Below are 20188 nucleotides of genomic sequence, written 5' to 3'. Positions count from 1 at the left end.
TTTTAATTAGGGGTGACATAACCTCCGGCCTTCTGAACAAAATAATATCTGTTGGCAGAAGGATCGAATATTACCTGTATTCTGTTGGAAGGAGTAGTAGTATTATAAAAATAATAGGTTCCATCACTCTGGGGCTGCAGCACATATCCACGCGCCGGGTTCTGGGTTATCCAGCCTGCGGGGTCATTGATGAGATTAGTCAGCAGCCCCATATAATAAAGGGACTGGGGAGCAAATAAGCCATAAGTGCCATCATCATTAGCCAGCTGGGTAACGCCATTTGTCGCAATGATAAACAATTCGAATTTCTCATCGGAATAGTTAGTCATCCACCGGTCCCACCAGGCCGGCTTTTCCAGCTTATTGGAGATGATGACCCGGGCCTTGATGATATCCGATAGCTGAACTCCGAGGTCTGAAGTAGCTTCCAGGTGCAGGTTAAGACCCACGGAGTGCTGTGTCAGCAGCGTATCGTTGTTTAGCAGCACGATGGGCAGCAGGGTAGTACCGGCGTTTGGCCTTATAGCATAGGATGGCTGCAGGGCCACATAATCCAGCCCTGCGACAGCCGTAGTCCCGCTGTCCGTCACTACTACTTTATAAGACATGCCTTTTGCAGACCGGTTGCCCGAAATACGGACCAGAAGATAAAGCGTATCGATAAGCACACCGGGAGTATAGGCGAATGTATAGGTCATGCTGTCCCTGTCAATAGCTTTGGTAAAATCAAAATAAACATTATCCTGGGTCTGCTGATAAAGCGGGAGCCCTTCTTTATGACAGCTGACAAGCACCATGATAATTAACAGCACCGCCGGTATAGTTTTGATATTTTTCATTTCAAATCTCTTTTTTTCATTTACATAATTGGATCATCGGCCTCCGAACTGGATCTCATTGATCGGTAGCGGCAATACAAAAACCCTGTCTGTGGGCGCATTGACGATACCCGTTGGTCCGACGATGCCCATATTCAGGCGTTTGTACATATAAAAGATCTGTCCCTCGCCAATAAATTCCTTTCTTGCCTCCCTGATCAGTTGGGTCATAAAGTCAGTCTGTGTGGAGACCTGCATTGGATCGACGCCACGGGCGGCACGTACCGTGTCAACATAACTGACGGCTTTTACCGGATCGATACTATAAGAGGCTTCAGCGGCTATATAATACATCTCGCTAAGCCGGAGGGCCGGAGCAACCAGTGAATCCCGGTTGGTTTGCGGGTCCCGGCTATACTTCACCAGGTAAAGCAGGTCAGTGGGCTTGAACCAATGCTTGAAACGAAGATCGGCAGCGCCTGCCCCTGCGGTCTCATAAACCTGGTTCCCCATATCGGTTGTCATTTTAAGGGCATTGCCATTAGTGGATGTGCCGTTCACACCGAAATAGTTGATCAGCGTAACGTTCATGGTGGGGATATACCAGGAGAACAGCAATTCTTTATACAGGATCCGGTCTTTTAGCCTGTCATCCGGGTTGATAAGATCGGATTGCTTCGTAAAGGGGAATTTCCTCGAATTGATAACTTCCAGGGCATTGCTTAATGCATTTGTTTTATCATTCATATACAGGTAAACCCTCGCCAACTCACCGCAGACGGCATAATAGTTCAGCCGGTTCCTTCTATTTTGCATGAACAGGTTCGGCGAGATGGTTTCCGAACTGGTGTCACTGGGATAACCCACCGTATAAGGCGCGTTGAGGATAGGGTCAACGGTCCTGAGCAAAGCCTTGGCGTCATTCAGATCCTTTAAGGTCTGCCTGATGACATCGGCGACCGAAGACATTGGTGTTACCTTATTGGAAAAAGAAGTGACATAAGGTATAGCAGCAGTGCCGGCGCCGGTAAGATAGGAAGGAGCAAACAGGCGTAGTGCGTCGAAGTGCATATAGGCCCGTAATGCCAGGGCTTCCCCTTTGATCAGCGAATATTCGGAAGCAGACAAAATCTTGACTGAATCGGCATATTGCAACAGGAGGTTGTCATTGGCAATGGCATTGTAAAGGCCGTTCCAGATGCCATCTTTTTTTGAAATAAAATTTTGGTCTTTGTAATTATACAACATCGACTGCAGGTAGTTCAGCCAGTAGTCTTCGTTAGGGGTTACCATCCAGTCCTGGGCCAGCACATCGGGCAAACCCATGGTCATCTCCGTACCATAAAGATCACCCTGACTGCACCTGGTATAGATACCGTCAAGGGCTTCCTCAAAACCCTGGGGACTGGTGAACAATGCTTCGGCCGCCACCTGCGATTGAGGCTTGACATCGAGATATTTTTTGCACGATGTGGTCAGCAACGCCAACGGCAACAGATATATAGTTAATCTCTTCATGAGTATTCAGTTTAAAGGCTTGTTTGAATGGAAAAGGTGAAACTCCGGGCATAGGGATAGTTGATACCCCGCTCGATCTTTTCCGTTGACCAGAAAAAGACTTCATTTACAGTGATGGCTACCCGTAGGTTTTTCATCGCCAGGCGGGAATAAATACGTTTGCCGAAATCATACGATAGATATACCGAGCTTAGGTCCAGCGTACTAAGATCCTGAATGAAACGACTCGTCGGATAAGTGACCGAGAGGTCCGAGATGCTCTTGAATTGGGCGTGATCACCCGGGTTCTTCCAGCGGTCGGACAGGGCGCGGCTGTCGACATTGTAACGGGGATCGGCATCATCGACACGGTCGGCTAAAGTCTGGTTATAATCTTTTCCGCCAATAGTGGTCATGAAAACGGTGTTGAACTGGAAACCCTTGAATGACATAGAGGTACCAAAAGACCCCTGTACTTTCGGCGTAGGATCGACCAAAGGAACAATATCCTTAACGTCATAAGTATAGGTATGGGTACCGTCCTTCTTTACAAAGATCTCCCTCCCGCTTTCGGGATCAATCCCCAGCGAACGGACGGCATAGATCTGGTTGATCGACTGACCTTCCTGGTAATGCAGCAAAGGCATGGTCCGCAGAGCACTATCGGTTTGCTGTGCGTGATTGGCCTTGTCATTATAAGAGGTCAGCGAGCTGGATATTTTTTTGATGACATTGGTATTGTGGACCAGGTTCGCAAATACGCTGACATTCCAATCCTTGCTGCGGTAAGCTGTCACCTTGAAATTCAACTCCCATCCCTTGTTGGCCATATCACCCAGATTATCCGTATAGGAAGAAAAACCGGCCGATGGCGGCAGCTGGATGTCCGCCAGCATTCCCTTTGTCAATTTGTAGTAATAACGCGGAGAGATGATGACCCGGTCTTTGAAGAGCCCCAGGTCCATACCGGCATCATAATTATGCGTCTGCTGCCATTTCAGGTTCTGGTTGCCATAGTTATTGGTAATTGCGCCGATACCGGAGGAATACCAGTTGGTCGTATAATAATTGTAAGTCGTTTGGGCCATATAGGGAGGAAAGGAAACCGACCCTGTAAGACCGGTACTGGCACGCAGCCGCAATTGGCTGACAACTGCATTGCGAAAAAAGTCCTCTTTGTGGGCATTCCAGCCTATCCCGGCCGCCCAGGAAGGTGCGACCCGGTTGTTCTCACCGAACAAGGAAGAACCGTCGGCCCTGACGGACAGGTCCAGCAGATATTTGTTCAGCCAGGAATAGTTGGCATTCAGAAAGCTGCCGACGAGCCGCTGTTTGGCGAAATCACCGTTGGGTGTGCTGCCGGTAGCATAACCGGCGGCAAAACCGATATTGGAGAACCGGTCGTTGGCAAATCCAACCGCCTGAAAGGATTTTGTATCCGTCGAATAAGTACGGGCATTGCCCCCAAGCGCTACGTTGAAGAACGAGGCGCCTATCTGCTGGTTATAGTTCAGCGTCAGGCTGCCATCAAAAGTATTCTCGGCATTCGTCGCGTAAAAATAACTGCCTTTCTGTGTAGCCTGGCTGGGCGAATAAAAAAAGAACTGGTTGCTCAGCGGGGAGACAAAATTATCCAGGGTGGAGTTCTTCCGGTCATAGCTGATTACGCTGCGCAGCCGCAGACCACGGGTTATGTTCCACTCTGCCGAAAAATTATCGGTAAACTCCAGGTAGGATGATTTATTGAAGCTGCCCAGCGTAGACTCGAACATCGGGTTCAACACCCCGGTGTACTGGTATTGCGCTGTACCGTTTTTCGCCGTCTCCCTGATCCAGCTGTCGACATCCTGAACGATATGCCCGAGACTGTCGCTTTTAGCATAATAGGGGTTCATCCGGACATAGTCGGAAAAATTGCCATACGGTGATTCAGTTGAATTGACCTGCTGAACCGAAAGAACGTTCTTAAAGATAAATTTCGGGGTCGGGCTATAAGAAAGATCGACGGCCAGGCCATAGCGGTCGCGGCCCGAGCCTTTCATCACACCTGGAGCAGTCTGGTATTGCAGGTCGATACCATAACGCACTTGCGGAGTACCGCCTTCTATAAACATGGAATGTTTATTTCCAAAGGAGTTCCGCAAAGGCTGGGATAACCAATAGGTATTGACACCGCTGATCATCGCCAGATGCTTTTGATAATATATCCGGTCCAGATCGTCCTGGTTCTGCAGACTGTTGCTTGCCGTATAAAGCCCGGCCAGGCTTTCGTACTGAAGTTTCTGGCGGGCATCCAGCACATGATAAGCCGATAGGTCCGGGACCGAAGGGGTCAGTTCGTAATTATAATAGACAGAAAGCTTGCCTTCCTTGGGCGCCTTGGTGGTGATGACCATTACGCCATTGGCTGCACGCGAGCCATATACGGCCGTAGCGGCGGCATCTTTTAATAAAGTAATGGACTGGATGCGGTTGACGTCCAGGTCATATACCTTTTCAAGACTTACCTCGTATCCGTCCAGGATAAAGGTAGGCAGGTTAACATTGCTTGACAGATCGGTCCGGGATAACACGGCGCTGCTGCCGGTAGGCAAGCCGGTCGATCCGCGAACATTGATGGTGGGCAGTACGTTGGGGTTGGAGCCCTGCAGGTTGTTGGTAGCGATACTAAAAGAAGGATCGAAGGCCTGCAGACTCTGAAGGATGTTGTTGGGATTGACTTTTTTTAACTCTTCTCCCGACACGGTGATGGCATTACCGGTAAAACTTTCTTTGTTGATCACCTGGTAACCCGTAACGACCATATTAGCCATGGGGTCCCTGGTACCAGGCGAAAGCTTCACGTTGATGATAACACCTTCCTTTGGCTTTATCTCCTGGCTGATATACCCTATGCAGCTGACTTCCAAGCTGACGCCGGGCCTAATATACAGGTTGAACATACCATCTTTGTCGGAGGTACTTCCCATTGGCCCCCCCTTTGTTCTTATCACTACATTGGCGCCTGCTATCGGCGTCTTGCCTGACTCATCCGTTATTTTGCCCCTGACAAGGATACGGGCAGGAGTCGAGTCGCTTTCTGAAAAGACGGCGGGCGGCCTGACCTCTCTTTTCGAAGAAAGCACAATCGTTTTATTTACGATGTTAAAGCTTAGCGGCTGGCCCTGCAAACATTCCTCCAGCACTTTGTAAAGGTCTTCGTCCTTAGCTACGATGGAGACGGGATGGGTATTGTCCAGCAACCCGGCCTTATAAAAGAATACATAACCGGTCTGTCGTTTGATCTCTGTGAAGATCTTTTTCAGGGAGGCACCCTTCTCATTAAGGGTGACTTTCTGCCCCCATCCTGCCGCCGATACGTGCAGGCTCGTAATCAGTAAAATCAGAGCAGTTAATCTCATAACCAGAATAGTTTTGGTCGGCGTGAGCTTTTTTTCGTGCAAAGCTCCGCCTTTAATGATCTCGATCATTGTTTGCTACAAGTTGTTAGATGATGGGGAAAAGGTGTAGGTGCTAAAACCAGTTTAGCGGAGGATAAAACTTTCTCATGTTTACGGTACTCTTTTTTTGGTTAAAAAATAATCTCCTATGGCGTCACCGTTACTTTTCTGTCCTCTACCTTGAAATGGACATTGCTGAATTGTAGTATTTTGAATACTTCCGTTAATTTGCTGTTGCGGGGTATGTCTCCGTCGAACCGCTCTTCCGGTATTTTTCCTTCAAAAACAACTTCGACATCGTACCAGCGGGCTATCTGCCGCATGACGTCCCTGATATCCCCCTGTTCAAAATGGAAAAGCCCATTCTTCCAGGCAATAGCGGATTCGGTATCGGCATGAGGATCCAAATGAATTAGTCCGTCTGAACGCAACTGCCCCTGCTGGCCCGGCTGCAGGAAGGTCGTGGCTCCTTTGCCGGTAATCCTTACACTTCCTTCCAACAGCGTGGTCGTCACGTTTGTCTCGTCGTCATAAGCCTTTATATCGAAATGCGTACCGAGTACGTCCACCGTTTGTTCGCCTGCAGGAGCATGAACAATAACCCGGAAGGGCATGGAGGCCATGGATGTAATTTCGAAATAGGCCTCCCCGCTGATGGTGACCTTTCTTTCTCCGCCGGTAAAAACGGTCGGATAAGTAATGGAAGAAGCAGCGTTGAGCCAGACTTCGCTCCCATCCGGAAGCACCAGCCGGTACTGCCCCCCGCGGGGAGTGCTCAGTGTGTTCGCAACGGAAGCGGTCGGTTTTTCATCCAATGTTTTATAGGCAAGGCGGCCATCGCTTAATTTGGTAACTTTTGAATTGCCCTGTTGCGCCAGGATGCCATTTTGTGCACTATCCAGGGTAATGGTCGTACCATCTCCCAGCCTCAGCATCGCCACATTTCTACCAGGTGCCCTGTCATTAGGTATCGACTGCTGGTTAGCCATGGCAGGTTTCCCTGAAAGCGGACGTTCGAACAACCATATTGCCGTCACACCTGCCAGAAGAACTGCTGCTGCCGTCCACCAGCTCCGGGAAATTACCCGACCCCGTTGTGCCGGAGTTCCTTTCTCTTCCCGGATCTGCCGCAGGATCGCCTGCCACCGGGTTTCGCTATGTTCCGCAATGGGCTCGGTCTGTCTTAACAGGCTTACGAGCCGGTCACGGAACATAGCGTCATAGGACTGATCATTCAGAAATAATTTCAACTCATCGAGTTCATCGGTCGTAGCCGTATCCGCAATGTATTTGTCAAATAAATAGTATAAGTTTTCTGGCTGTTGCATCAATGGTTTGTATTAGATGAGACGTAACAAAGAGGTCGGAAGACTAGTCAGGGGTAAAAAATATTTTATTTTTTCAGAAAAAAGTGAGCACATACCAATAGGAAAACAGGAATTTGATCCTGCTTATCGAGACGGGTGCGGATAGAATGAAGAGCTTTTACCATATGGTTCCGCACTGTATTGACCGAGATGCCCATTTCCCGGGCGATCTCTTCATAACTAAGACTTTGTTGCCTGCTCAATAAATAAACGGCCTTTTGCTGCGGGGGCAATTGCGCAATAGCCCGTTGAACCAGTGCCTCCTTGTCTTTAAGAAAAAGGGCATCTTCTGTGTTATTATGTGCAGGAGGGAGGCTGGCCGACAGGCGTTGCAACATCCTGTTCTCGTTGAGGCCCTTTCGAACATAATCCAGGGAGAGGCGGGCTGCAATGGTAAAGATATAGGCTTCGGGCTGATCTATCTGAGGCAGTTTTTCCCGGTGCCGCCAGATCTTGATAAATATTTCCTGGGTGATCTCTTCAGCGAGGACCTTTGTCTTTATCGTTTTCAGAACGAAGGGGTAAATGCGCCGGTCATAGCGACGAAAAAGTACTGCAAAAGCAGCTTCATTACCTTCCGCGATCAGATGAAAAAGATCGTGATCAGTATGTTGGACAAGAAAGGACAATTAGACAGTTAATTTAGCTATAATTTAATCAGAACCCTAAAAAATTTCTCAGCCTTATGGCGTCTGGAAATAACAATAAAGGTACGATTTTTTTCTGAGGGCCTGTATCAGTTTTGTGCAATTCTCCCGCTTATATACGCCATAACCGTCCTATATTTGAAGAAACAACGAAAAAATTATCATCCGGAAAATCATAAATCCATACACAGGCATGAAACCATTTCTTCTGTATCTTTTGTTAGGCTGTTCCACCTTCGCCTTTTCGCAAACGCCAGCCAAAAAAATCAATGAGGCAAAAGATGCTACAGCATCCAAAGAAGTCCTGATAGCCGGAGCTTCAGATCTCAAGTTTGCCATGGATTCGCTCATAACGGTATTTATCCATGAAAATCCGGGCACCGTCATAAAACCAGTTTATGGTTCTTCCGGTAATTTTTATGAACAGATCAGCAGCGGCGCCCCCTTCGATCTTTTCTTTTCAGCCGATATGGATTATCCACGCAAACTGCAGGGACAAAAAAAGACGCTGACTCCGGTAAAACAATATGGCACGGGGCAGATCGTACTGTGGAGCCAAAAGAAAGACCCCTCCCTGGAAAAAATGGATGGTCTGCTCGTCACAGGAGTACATATAATAGCGATAGCCAATCCGGCACATGCGCCATATGGCAAACGGGCAGAAGAGAGCCTGCGTTATTATAAAATATATGATAAGGTTAAGAACAAATTGGTGTTGGGAGAGAACATTTCACAAGCCGCCCAATTCGCCAGAAGCGGCGCAGCAGACATTGGCATCCTCGCCCTTTCCCTGGCCATGTCTCCAACGATGCAAAAGGACGGGGGAAAATATTGGCTGATTCCTGCTGAAACACATCAACCCCTGGACCAGGGATATGTCCTGTTACAACATGCCAAAGGCAATGTCACAGCAGAAAGATTTGCGGGTTTTATTAATTCTGCCAGAGCTGCGGTCGTTTTACGTTATTTTGGATTGTGAAAAATCTTTACAATGAACACCTTACAGGGAGAAATCATAGAGATCATAACAGCGGACGAAATATCCCTGGTAAAAGTCAGGGCAGACGAATGGATATTCAGCTCCCTTGTCCTGGATACCCCGGCATCAAGCCCTTATTTACAAAAGGGCAACCCGGTCAAACTGCTTTTTAAGGAGACCGAAGTGATCATCGCGAAACTACCCCAAACCGGCTCCGGCGATCATCCCGTCTCCCCCCTGGCCATCAGTATCCAGAATAAGATCGAATGCAGCATAGAAAAGATCGACAACGGAAAGATCCTATGTGAATTGACCCTGCTCATGCAAAGCCAAAAGACAGGAACAGCCTGGCGGATCAGGTCCATCATCACCCGCAATGCCTGCGAACAATTGAACCTGCAACCCGGTGAAAAAATAATTGCGTTGATCAAAACGAATGAAGTAAGTTTATCTCCGAATGATTGATTGGCAACCATTATTATTAAGTTTACGTTTAGCGCTTTTCAGCACGGTGATCCTCTTTTTTATTGCCGTGCCCCTGGCTTACTGGCTGGCGTATAGCCGTTGGCGTGCAAAAGTAGTGGCGGAAGCCATCGTCAGCCTGCCACTGGTACTTCCCCCTTCCGTTATAGGATTTTATCTGTTACTGGCTTTCAGCCCGGAAAATGGATTCGGTAAATTCCTGGATCAGTATATGGACATCCGCCTGGTATTTTCCTTTCCCGGACTCGTCATTGCCTCGCTGATCTATAGTCTTCCTTTCATGGTCAATCCTATTCAGGCCGGATTCAGCAGCCTGCCGCCTGCTCTGAAAGAAGCATCCGGAACGCTGGGCAAATCAAGGTTCACCACCCTGATCAAAGTACTCCTTCCAAATATCCGGCCATCGCTGCTCACGGGGATCGTTTTATGTTTTGCCCATACGATCGGAGAATTCGGTGTGGTGCTCATGATCGGCGGCAATATTCCCGGTAGAACAAGAGTGGCCTCCCTGTCCATCTATGACGAGGTACAAGCCATGCATTATTCATCGGCTAACAAACAGGCTGTTATACTACTCGCCTTTTCATTTGCCATTTTAGTATGGGTATACCTGTTCAATCATCAATCCCGAAAAACGAATCCTTTACCATGAATGCCCCAAATCCATTCCTGCAATTCCGGGCGTTCAAAATGCTTCATACCGCTCAGGGGAATGTCCCCCTGGATATTTCTTTTGAACTGGAAAAAGGAAAACTATTGACGATCTATGGGAACTCCGGTGCAGGAAAGACTACCATCTTACGGATCATCGCGGGCTTGACCGATATGGAGAAAGGTTGGGTAATGGTAGATGGGGAGACCTGGTTTATAAAGGGAAACAATCCGGGAGAAAATAAAATAAAGAACTACAAAATCAACCAAGCTCCCCGTCGTCGTTCTATAGGTCTCGTATTCCAGGACTTCGCCCTGTTCCCGCATCTGACGGTAAAAGAACAATTGGAATTCGCCCTGCAAAAAGGAGATGACAAAAAGATCGTTTCAGAATTAATGGATATGATGGAGCTCGCTCCGCTTCAGGACAAATTGCCCGCCCTCCTATCCGGCGGTCAGCAGCAGCGGGTGGCGCTCGCACGGGCGATTGCCCGGAAGCCCAAACTCCTCCTATTGGATGAACCTCTCTCCGCCCTCGACGACGAAATGCGTTTCAAACTTCAGGACTATATTCTCAAAGTACATCGCCATTTTAACCTGACGACCATCCTGGTCAGCCATTATTTACCCGAGATCTTCCGCCTTTCTGATGAGGTGATCGTACTGGAAAAAGGAAAAATCATGAAAAAAGGAAACCCTTCGGCCATTTTCGCCGAAGAAAAAATAAGCGGAAAATTTAAGGTCACCGGAGAGATCATTGACATCGTAAAGGCAGATATCGTCTACATAGTAAGCGTCCTTTGTGCAAATTCCATCGTAAAAGTCATTGCTACAAAGGATGAGATCGATGGCCTGCGAACCGGGCAAAAGGTAATGGTGGCTTCCAAGGCCTTTAATCCTATTATCATTAAAATGAGTTGAGCACCGCCATGTCTATAGCCCCGCAAATGGCAGCACTGCCGCCGGCCAGCTGTTGCAGGGTGAAAAAAGGACCGCCCGGATCACAAGTATCCTGTTATTTTTTTGTAATTTCCCTTCGGGAAAGGCTCCGGGTAACCAATAGTTAACCCCTTAATTAACCGCACAGGTCAATCCGGATCCCTCCCCGGTCTATCAAACGCGTAACCATGACTCAACTGTCCGTCTGGGAAAAAGAAAGCTTTTTTGCTCCTTCTGATATCATCATTGCAGGAAGCGGCCTTGTTGGCTTGTGGAGCGCTTATTACCTGAAAAAGGCCCAACCCTCCTTATCCATAAAGATCATCGACCGCGGTCTTATCCCTACCGGGGCCAGCACCCGCAATGCCGGATTTGCCTGTTTTGGCAGCCTTTCTGAACTGGTGGCCGATTCCCTGAAAATGGGCGAGGATAAAATGCTCGAACTGGTGGAGATGCGTTATAAGGGGCTCAAACGGATCGCCAAACTCTTCGGCGACCAGGAGACCGGTTTTGAGCGGTTAGGAGGCTACGAACTGATCGCCCATCACCAGGAAATGGATAGTAATGTACTTCGCAGCCAGATTGACTGGCTGAACCGGAAACTGAAGAAACTCATCAAACAACAAAAAACCTTCCGGCTGCAGCATGATAAAATAGCCAGGTTCGGTTTTGCCGGTGTTCAATACCTGGTGGAGAACAAGGCAGAAGCCCAGCTGCATTCAGGAAAATTATGCCAGGCTTTGTTACAGATGGTACAATCCATGGGCGTAACCGTATTGAATAATATAGAGATCCTGCGTTTTGAAAAAATGAACGGACATCTGCAATTATTCACGGACAGATCGATAACGCTTACGGCCAGCCAACTGCTGATCTGCACCAATGCGTTTGCCAGGCAGCTTTTACCGCAGTTGGATATCGAGCCGGCCAGGGGGCAGGTACTCGTCACCTCTCCTATCGATAATCTTCCTTTTAAAGGCACCTTTCATTATGAAGAGGGTTTCTATTATTTCCGCAACCTGGGTGACAGAGTTTTGCTGGGGGGAGCCCGTAACAAGGCATTTGCAGAAGAGACGACGGAGCAAATGAATATAACCGATACTATCCAGCAGGAGCTGGAACGATTTCTGAAAGAAGTGATCCTGCCGGGCAGGAACTATACGATCGAGGACCGCTGGAGCGGTATCATGGGTATGGGCGGAGAGAAATCGCCCATTGTCCGGCAGATCAATGACCAGGTCTTTTGTGCAGTCCGCATGAGCGGCATGGGTGTTGCCCTGGCGCCGGTCATTGGTGAGAAGGTGGCGGACCTGATGCAGGGAGGATAGAACGACTGTTAATAGTAAAATAACAATACCATAATGCCCCCTTCCTCTTTCTTAAACGAAGAGAAAGGATATTTGCTTCCCTCTATGAATGATATTGTAACAAATATAAAAAGTGGAGACATTGAAAGCTTCAAATTGATATACTATCAATATCATAAAAAATTATATTATTACGTACTGAAGCATACCCAATCGGAATACCTGGCTGAAGAAACCGTCCAAATGACCTTTATCAAACTTTGGGAAAAAAGGGAGGGTCTTACAGAAGATCTTGAACTTTCTCCCCAGCTTTTCAGGGTAGCGAAAAGTACGATGATCGATCTGCTGCGTAAGGAAGGCAAACGGCAGGATCATACGGCCGCATTGGCCAATGAATCTTCCGATCTTCGTTTTGAACCTGAGCCATTGAAGAAAGATGAGCTCCAACATGTCTATACTATAATTGAAGGAATGTCACCGGTAAGAAAGACTGTTTTTAAACTCAGTCGTTTTAATGGTCTTCCCCATAAAGAAATCGCCCAGCAATTGTCTATATCTCCCAAAACAGTAGAAAATCACATTGGGCGGGCCCTCCGCCAATTAAAGGATGCCCTGCTCCTTATTCTTTTCTGTACTCTTTTTTTCTGAAACAATTTATACTTAAAAAAAAGTTAAGACTACACTGAGGGAATCCCCCTTTGACAAACGAATACTTACTATATGAAGGTTACAGCACCATTAATTGAAAAATTCTTCCGGGGTGAATGTGATAGGGAGCAGCAGGAGGCGGTAAAAGAATATTTCAGTCAGAATCCGGAGGTTCTCCGGGAACACCTGACGATGCAAAGCTGGGAGGATTTTCATGCAGATGACCATTTAGCCAGCCCCCTTTCGGAGAAAATGCTACGGGTCATCGCTGGCAATACCTATAAAAAAGCCCGGATCAGGAAAATTGGTTACCGGGTGGCTTCAGCAGCGGCCGTATTGATCTTATGTGTAGCAGGTTACTGGTGGATTGCCGGGGAATCCCGTAAAGAGATGACCGGAAAGGGAATTGCCGCTGCCTCTAAAGAAGCTCCGAAAAAAGACCAGCCGGAATGGAAAGAAAGGAGTAATCATACCGGCAAATTGATGCGTTTTAGTTTACAGGACGGGACAGTAGTCGAACTCGCGGACAAAAGCGGGATCACTTATCCGGAACCTTTTGCCGGCGATAAAAGAGTTATTCAGTTAAAGGGACAGGCCTTGTTCAAAGTGGCGGATGACAAAAACAAACCTTTTACGGTCTATGCCGGCGGTTTATACACTACTGCATTGGGCACTGTTTTTAAGATCACCGCCTGGGAGAACCAGGGGTCTTCCAATACCAGGGTTTACCTGTTAAGCGGCAGATGCGTAGTGAGACCGGATAGTAATCTGCAAAAAAACGGGGTAAAAGAAATCTATTTACAACCCGGTCAGGCCATGCTTCTGGAGAATCTGCACTATACGGTTTCCATCGACAGGGTCAGACCAACCAACACACCGGATGGGCAAAAGGCAGCGGCCCTGGCTGTCAAAAAAATCCTGACCTTTAATAACGAATCCTTAGTCAATATTCTGAATACCATTGGATCGACCTATCATCTCCGTTTTGAGTATAAAGAAGGATTGCTCGATAATATGAATTTTACAGGAGTATTCGATGCCCATAAGGAATCCCTGGAAAGTTTTTTAAATACGCTCGGAACCCTGAACAGCCTTAACCTAAAACAAAATAATAAGGTTATTACGATCACTCAATAATTCAATAACAAAAGGTAAATGCCCTACGGGGTACCGCAACGGTCAACGGTGCCATGGAAACGTTTTGTCTAAACCCAAACAATATGAAGGTCAAAATCAAACATGCTAAGAGATTTCGCAAGGCTTTAGGGCTTCTGCTCTGTCTGAATGCCTGCATCTGGCAGGTAGAGGCGCAGGATGCCAAACCCGCCGCCATCGGTATTGTCAAAAATGACGATGGAGAAGTATTACACGGAGTGGTAATAAAGGTGGAGAATGAGGACAGCAAGTCCATTGCCACGACTGCATCCAATGAGAAAGGGATCTTCCTGTTCTCCAAACTTCCTGTAGGAGGCCCCTATCATTTTATCCTGAGTTATGTTGGATATACCTCCGACACGTTGAAGGGATATACGATCAATGAGACCACCCATTTATCCTTATCGGTGATCCTGCGGCCAAAAAATCAGCAGTTGGGTCAGGTTGTAGTAACGGCCCTGGGTATCGTTCAGAAAAAAGCATCCCTGGGTTATGCTTCTCAGGAAGTCAAGGGAGCTGTCCTGAATGAGGCCAGGGATAATAACTTCGTGAACTCTCTTTCCGGAAGGGTTGCCGGGGTCAATATCATCTCCGGTGCCGGAGTAGGAAGCAGCGCCCGCATCACGATCCGGGGAGAATCTTCCTTAAATTATCAGAAAAATCAGCCATTGGTCGTCATTGATGGTGTGCCGGTAGGAAATGATCCGGTACAGAATAACGGAGGCACTGTTCCGGATTTCGGAAGCTCGATCGGCGAACTGAATCCCGCGGACATTGAATCGGTGAATGTATTAAAAGGCGCCGCAGCATCTGCCTTATATGGATCGAGGGCAGCTAACGGGGTGCTGGTGATCACCACCAAATCCGGTAAAGGCAGAAAAGGTATCGGGGTAAGTTATACCGGGGGGTATACCTGGGAAAATCCTTTGCGTTTACCAAAATTTCAGAATTCCTTTGGTGCAGGTCAGAATGGCCAATACAAAGGCTCCAATTTCGGGTACAGTAACGGTGGCCTTTATGCGGACGGCATCAACGAAGATTGGGATGAAAGCTGGGGACCGGCCCTGGACGGTTCGCCTATGACCCAATTCGACTCCAAAACCGACAACGGTTTTCGCGGGGGTGATGTATACCTTCCTAACAGAGGCAATATCATTGCCACTCCCTGGGTAGCTGCCCCCAACAATATGAAGGATTTTTTCGTAACCGGTCATACCCGGTTCAATTCCGTGGCGCTTTCCGGCAGCAACGATGTTTCCAACTACCGGTTTTCTTATACGAACAATGATCAGGTAGGTATTACTCCTAATAATAACCTAACCCGTAATTCCTTTAACCTGAAGACAGGGTATAAATTGTCGAATGAGTTAACGGCAGATGCCACGGTGAATTACGCCAAGACCACCAGCACCAGCCGCCCCGATCTGGGATACGGACAAGGTACGCCCATGTACGAATTTGTATGGATGAACCGGAATGTCAATATCAACAGCCTGCGCAACTACTGGCAGCCCGGCCTCGAAGGTCTGCAGCAGTTCTCCAATGACTATGGGAATGGTCATGACAATCCTTTCTTTTATGCTTACGAGAATACAAGCGCGCAGAATAAGGATCAGTTATACGGGAATATCAAATTGAATTACAAGATACTGGATAATCTAAGTATCATGGGCCGTGTGGGAACGGATTATTTTAATGACTTCCGGCCAAGAAGAATGGCCTACAGTACGTTCAACTCTCCCACCGGTTTTTACCAGGAGACAGTACTGAAGAGCCAGGAGAACAACTATGACTTCCTTATCAATTATAAGACCAGTGTGAAAGACTTCCATTTCGATGTTTCCGCGGGTGGCAATACGATGGAGCGGACCCGCAGCACAAGGAGCAGTACAGCCAACACCTTGCTGATCCCGGGCATCTACTCGCTGAACAATACCAGTTCGGCTTTGCAGGGAGGTTCTTATGATGAGAAAAGAAAGACGAACAGTCTGTATGGCTTTTTTCAGATGAATTACCAGGACAAGGTCTATGTCAATGTAACAGGTCGTAACGACTGGTCCAGCACCTTACCTGCAGCCCATAACTCCTATTTCTATCCTTCGGTCAATTCCAGTATCCTGTTGAACAAGATATTCGCCATGACGCCAAAGGTAGATCTGCTTAAATTACGTCTGGCTTTTGCACAGGCCGGTAACGATGCAGATCCTTATCAGATCATAACAGCATACAATTATCAGGCTTTGTGGGCGGGTATCCCCTCCCTGTCAGAAAGTTCCCAGCTGAATAACCTGAACCTGAAACCTGAGAAAAGCAGCACGATGGAGATCGGCGCCGAGTTGGATATGTTTGCCGGAAGACTGGGATTGGATGTAACGGTTTATAAGACCAGTTCCAAAAACCAGATCCTGCCTCTTCCCACTCCGTCCTCTTCCGGATATGACGCACGTATTATCAATGCAGGAGAGATCTCCAATAAAGGAGTCGAAGTGCAGTTACATGTCATTCCGGTCAGGTTGAAGAATAGCTTTGAATGGAGCGTGAATGTCAATTTCGCAAAGAACATCAGTAAGGTCGAAACCTTATATCCCGGTGTAACCAAGATCGTACAGGCGGCCCCCGGCGAAGACGCCACAATCGAAGCCCATGTGGGCCAGCGGATGGGCGCCTTATACGGCCCGGGTTTTACACGCGTTGCGACAGGAGATCTGAAAGGGATGATCATCATCGGTTCCAATGGACGCCCTGTAACATCTTCTTCATCCTTATACCTCGGTAATATCAATCCGGATTGGACCATGGGTATCACCAATAGGTTCTCTTTCAAAGGTATCTTCGTGGAAGGGTTGTTGGATATCAGCAAAGGAGGCGTAATGGTATCCCGTTTCATCAACAAGGCGATTGGCGCCGGTCAGTTGATCGAAACCCAGGGAGCCAGGATTACACGGGAAAAAGATCATGTATATGATGCTACTTATTACCGGGATGGAGCAGTCCTTCAGAATGACGGATCTTATCTCCGTAACCTCCAGGTATTTGACGGATCTTACAGCAAGGGTTTAAATGGGACCAGTCCGCGTGATTTCTACAAACGTTATTACGATCATAACTCCGAGGCACAGTTGATCGACAGGTCTTTTGTCAAATTGAGAGAATTGAAGATCGGATACAATATTCCCAGGAAATTGTACAACAAACTGCCCGTACAGAACATATCATTCGCCCTGGTAGGACGTAACCTGGCTTTATGGACAAAGAATCAGCATTTTGATCCCGAAACCGGAGCTTCCACAGGAGCCGGTCTGGTAGGAGGTTTCGAAAACCTCAGTTTGCCAACGACCCGTAGTCTGGGTGTGAACCTGAATATTAATTTCTAAACCATATAATGCCGTTTAGTATGAAACGAATTACGAATAATCAAATAAAAAACAGACGAATGAGCATTCGAAAGGGTACCGGTTTTCTGGCGGGAAGTCTTGCCTTAACCCTGTTGTTCTGCGGTGGTTGTACCAAACATTTCGACAGCATCAACCAAAATCCCAACAGCGCACAGGACGTGGAGAATCCACAATTATTGATCCCATCGATCATCATCAATTCGGTCCGTCCCTATTCCTATACCTCTGAGTTCACGGCCAGTGTTGCCTGCGATTATTACGCCAACCAGTACACCAGTGGTTTCGACGATGCCTGGACCGCTACATCGGTCACAGGGGCATTTCTTTGGTCTTTCTACGAGCAATTACGCGATGTAGAGAACCTGCGGGTCCTGAGCCATAAAAAAGGATACGACAACAATGAGGGCATCTCCCTTGTCCTGAAAGCCTGGCAATTCCAGGTGATGACAGATATCTTCGGTGATATCCCCTTCAGCCAGGCCATCCAGGGAAAGGCGACGGGCAATTTCGCTCCGGTATTCGACAAACAGGAAGATATCTATTACGCCTTAATGGATACGCTGAAAAGAGCCAATACCCTGTTGACCACAGGCAAGGATCCGATCAACTCCGATATCCTTATGGGCGGCAGTGCACTTCGCTGGAGAATGTTTGCCAATGGCCTACGTTTACGGTTGCTGATGCGCGTTTCTTCCAAGACCGGTCTGAAGATCGATGTTCCAACGGAAATGAATGCCATCGTAAACGACCCAGCGACCTATCCTTTATTCGGTTCCTACTCAGACCAGGCGGCATTAAATTACCTGTCGGAACAGGGCAATGAATTCCCGGCTTATCACAATAATCCAATCGGGGATTATCACTTGAGCACGACCTTGGAAACAAATCTGAAAAATCTGAATGACAAGCGCATCGGCTATTATGCTATGCCGACCGCAGCAAGCGTGGCAGCCGGAACTCCTGTCTATGCAGGCGTACCCAATGGGATCGGAACGGTAGAGTCTTCCTATAATGGCGGATCCAACTACCAATCCCAGGTATCCCCCGCTTTGCAGCCGATTGCAGCTTTCTCTCAGGCTTCCAGGACCGCTGCCCAAGGGGTGTTGCTGACTTATGCGGAAGTACAGTTCATTCTGGCCGAAGCCAAAGAACGCGGGCTGATCAGTGCCGGTTCTACCGCCGAAATCTATTATATGAATGGGATCACCGATCAGTTTGCCTACTTACAAAGCCGTCTGAATGCTGGCGGATTCACTTATCCCGTTCCGACCGACATCACCCCCGACCCTTCTTATTTTACACAGCCAGGAGTGGCTTATGCCGGTTCACAGGACGAAAAATTGTACAAGATCCGCTTGCAAAAATGGTTCGCTTTATTCTACAATGGTTTTGAAGGTTGGTCCGAATGGAGAAGAACCGGAGTTCCTAAAGAAACGGCAACCGGCCCGAATAGTTCTATTTCCGAATGGGCACGCCGTGCAAGGTATCCCCTTTCCGAACAAACGATCAATTCCGCCAATTACCTGAATGCAGTCCAGGTTCAGGGCACCGATAACCTGCTCACGCATGTATGGTGGAATAAATAATAATCCATAGTTCAAATTATTGGATATCTGCAATTGGCCAAAAGAGGCTGTTTCTACTGGGAAGCAGCCTCTTTTTTTATGGCATGGCTTCTTTCTCCGGCTCCGGCAGCCTGTTATGCCACCAGCTGGCCAGTGAAGAACCTGTCGTATTCATCAGCGGACCAAAAACGGCCGACGCCAATCCCACTGTAGCCAGTTTACCCATGGTGAGCGCCAATCCTGAGGCCAAACCTGCATTCTGCATACCCACCTCCAACGAGATAGTGCGGCAATCTTTTTCGGAAAACCGCAGGAGACGCCCCGACCAGTAACCGAGAAAATAACCGGCAGTATTGTGCAATAAAGTGGCCAGTACAAGCAGGGGACCAACTTTTAACAAACTTTCCCTGCCTGCTGCAGTAATGACTACAATGATCAGGGCAATGCCCGCCATGGAGATCAGCGGCATGGCCTTATCCAGGCCTTTGAACCGGCCTCTGACCAGGTAATGGAACAGCAGACCGGCAATTACGGGAAAGATCACCATTTTTGTAATATCCCAAATCATGGATTGCCAGTGTACTTCTATGAATTGTCCTGCCAGCAAACGCATCATCAAAGGGGTCAGGAAGGGGGCCAGCAAGGTAGAGACCGTAGTCACCGAAACGGACAAGGCCAGATTGGCCTTCGCCAGAAAAGACATGACATTGGAAGCCAGGCCGCTGGGGCAGCAGCCAACCAGGATGATGCCTGCAGCAATCTCCGGCGGGAAATGAAAACTCCGTGCCAGGGCGAATCCAACAAAAGGCATAATAGTATAATGACAGATAACACCAACGATCACACCTCTCGGCATCCGCAAAACCTGCGCAAAATCCTTCAGGCTCAATTCCGTTCCCATACCGAACATGATCACCTGCAATAAAGGCACGATGAGACCGGATAATTTGAAACCGTCCACCCGGATAAAATATTGTGGATAATAAAGTGCGAGGCTTACAACGGCGAGAATAGTCAGGGTAAAAGAAAAACCTTTGAGCACCTTATTTCCCTGAAAAGCGACAGCCACGCTGAACAGGCTCAGCATCAGGCACCAGCCTGCCAGGGCATATGGCCCGTTGAAAGCTACGAAAATATAGGCTGACAGGAAAAGAAGAGCAACCCAATAAAAAGACCGGAGGACAGAACGTTTTTTCATAGCAAACAAAATGAGACACTTTATAACAAGGCCTTTATCGGGAACTAATATAGAAAATCCTTGTCAACAAGCCCTCCTTTTGTCAGAATTAACTCCAGA

At 47.8% G+C, this 20188-nt stretch carries 15 protein-coding genes; 9 read left to right on the top strand and 6 right to left on the bottom strand.

What is annotated here, in order from left to right:
• Positions 1 to 2: 2 nt before the first annotated feature.
• The 5 genes from ACX0G9_RS18245 to ACX0G9_RS18225 form a co-directional block, all read right to left on the bottom strand.
• Entirely contained in the window at positions 3 to 839 is an 837-nt protein-coding gene (locus ACX0G9_RS18245; RefSeq protein ID WP_459066380.1) for a DUF4843 domain-containing protein, read from the bottom strand.
• A 33-nt stretch (positions 840 to 872) separates the two neighbouring features.
• Positions 873 to 2336, bottom strand: coding sequence for a RagB/SusD family nutrient uptake outer membrane protein (locus ACX0G9_RS18240; RefSeq protein WP_459066379.1), 1464 nt, complete (start codon positions 2334 to 2336; stop codon positions 873 to 875).
• An 11-nt stretch (positions 2337 to 2347) separates the two neighbouring features.
• Positions 2348 to 5716: a SusC/RagA family TonB-linked outer membrane protein gene (locus ACX0G9_RS18235; RefSeq protein WP_459066378.1), complete on the bottom strand. Its 3369-nt coding sequence runs from the start codon at positions 5714 to 5716 to the stop codon at positions 2348 to 2350.
• Between the two features lie 185 nt (positions 5717 to 5901).
• Entirely contained in the window at positions 5902 to 7083 is a 1182-nt protein-coding gene (locus ACX0G9_RS18230) for a FecR family protein (RefSeq protein ID WP_459066377.1), read from the bottom strand.
• A 65-nt stretch (positions 7084 to 7148) separates the two neighbouring features.
• A complete protein-coding gene (locus ACX0G9_RS18225; RefSeq protein WP_459066376.1) occupies positions 7149 to 7751 on the bottom strand; it encodes an RNA polymerase sigma factor in 603 nt (200 codons plus the stop codon).
• A gap of 211 nt (positions 7752 to 7962) precedes the next feature.
• Here ACX0G9_RS18225 and modA point away from each other — a divergent pair, with 211 nt between their 5' ends.
• The 9 genes from modA (at position 7963) to ACX0G9_RS18180 (ending at position 18912) form a co-directional block, all read left to right on the top strand.
• Positions 7963 to 8748, top strand: coding sequence for a molybdate ABC transporter substrate-binding protein (gene modA / locus ACX0G9_RS18220; RefSeq protein WP_459066375.1), 786 nt, complete (start codon positions 7963 to 7965; stop codon positions 8746 to 8748).
• Positions 8749 to 8760: 12 nt separating this feature from the next.
• The gene (locus ACX0G9_RS18215; protein ID WP_459066374.1) at positions 8761 to 9213 is read left to right on the top strand and encodes a TOBE domain-containing protein; all 453 of its coding nucleotides are present in this window, start codon (positions 8761 to 8763) and stop codon (positions 9211 to 9213) included.
• Positions 9206 to 9883, top strand: coding sequence for a molybdate ABC transporter permease subunit (gene modB, locus ACX0G9_RS18210; RefSeq protein ID WP_459066373.1), 678 nt, complete (start codon positions 9206 to 9208; stop codon positions 9881 to 9883). Before ACX0G9_RS18215 ends, modB begins: the two co-directional genes overlap by 8 nt.
• Positions 9880 to 10803, top strand: a complete 924-nt coding sequence (locus ACX0G9_RS18205) for a sulfate/molybdate ABC transporter ATP-binding protein (RefSeq protein WP_459066372.1) — start codon at positions 9880 to 9882, stop codon at positions 10801 to 10803. Before modB ends, ACX0G9_RS18205 begins: the two co-directional genes overlap by 4 nt.
• A gap of 206 nt (positions 10804 to 11009) precedes the next feature.
• The gene (locus ACX0G9_RS18200) at positions 11010 to 12149 is read left to right on the top strand and encodes an NAD(P)/FAD-dependent oxidoreductase (protein WP_459066371.1); all 1140 of its coding nucleotides are present in this window, start codon (positions 11010 to 11012) and stop codon (positions 12147 to 12149) included.
• Positions 12150 to 12182: 33 nt separating this feature from the next.
• The gene (locus ACX0G9_RS18195; RefSeq protein ID WP_459066370.1) at positions 12183 to 12776 is read left to right on the top strand and encodes an RNA polymerase sigma factor; all 594 of its coding nucleotides are present in this window, start codon (positions 12183 to 12185) and stop codon (positions 12774 to 12776) included.
• Between the two features lie 72 nt (positions 12777 to 12848).
• Positions 12849 to 13913 carry a FecR family protein gene (locus ACX0G9_RS18190; RefSeq protein WP_459066369.1) on the top strand — a complete coding sequence of 355 codons (1065 nt, stop codon included), beginning with the start codon at positions 12849 to 12851 and terminating at the stop codon, positions 13911 to 13913.
• A gap of 83 nt (positions 13914 to 13996) precedes the next feature.
• Complete coding sequence (locus tag ACX0G9_RS18185; RefSeq protein WP_459066368.1) at positions 13997 to 17305, top strand: SusC/RagA family TonB-linked outer membrane protein; 3309 nt, start codon at positions 13997 to 13999, stop codon at positions 17303 to 17305.
• A 59-nt stretch (positions 17306 to 17364) separates the two neighbouring features.
• Positions 17365 to 18912: a SusD/RagB family nutrient-binding outer membrane lipoprotein gene (locus ACX0G9_RS18180; protein ID WP_459066367.1), complete on the top strand. Its 1548-nt coding sequence runs from the start codon at positions 17365 to 17367 to the stop codon at positions 18910 to 18912.
• A 76-nt stretch (positions 18913 to 18988) separates the two neighbouring features.
• Here ACX0G9_RS18180 and ACX0G9_RS18175 read toward each other — a convergent pair whose 3' ends face one another.
• Positions 18989 to 20089, bottom strand: a complete 1101-nt coding sequence (locus ACX0G9_RS18175) for a bile acid:sodium symporter family protein (RefSeq protein WP_459066366.1) — start codon at positions 20087 to 20089, stop codon at positions 18989 to 18991.
• Positions 20090 to 20188: the final 99 nt, after the last annotated feature.

Source organism: Flavitalea flava (assembly GCF_054461575.1).
This window is presented reverse-complemented; position numbering and strand designations above follow the sequence as displayed.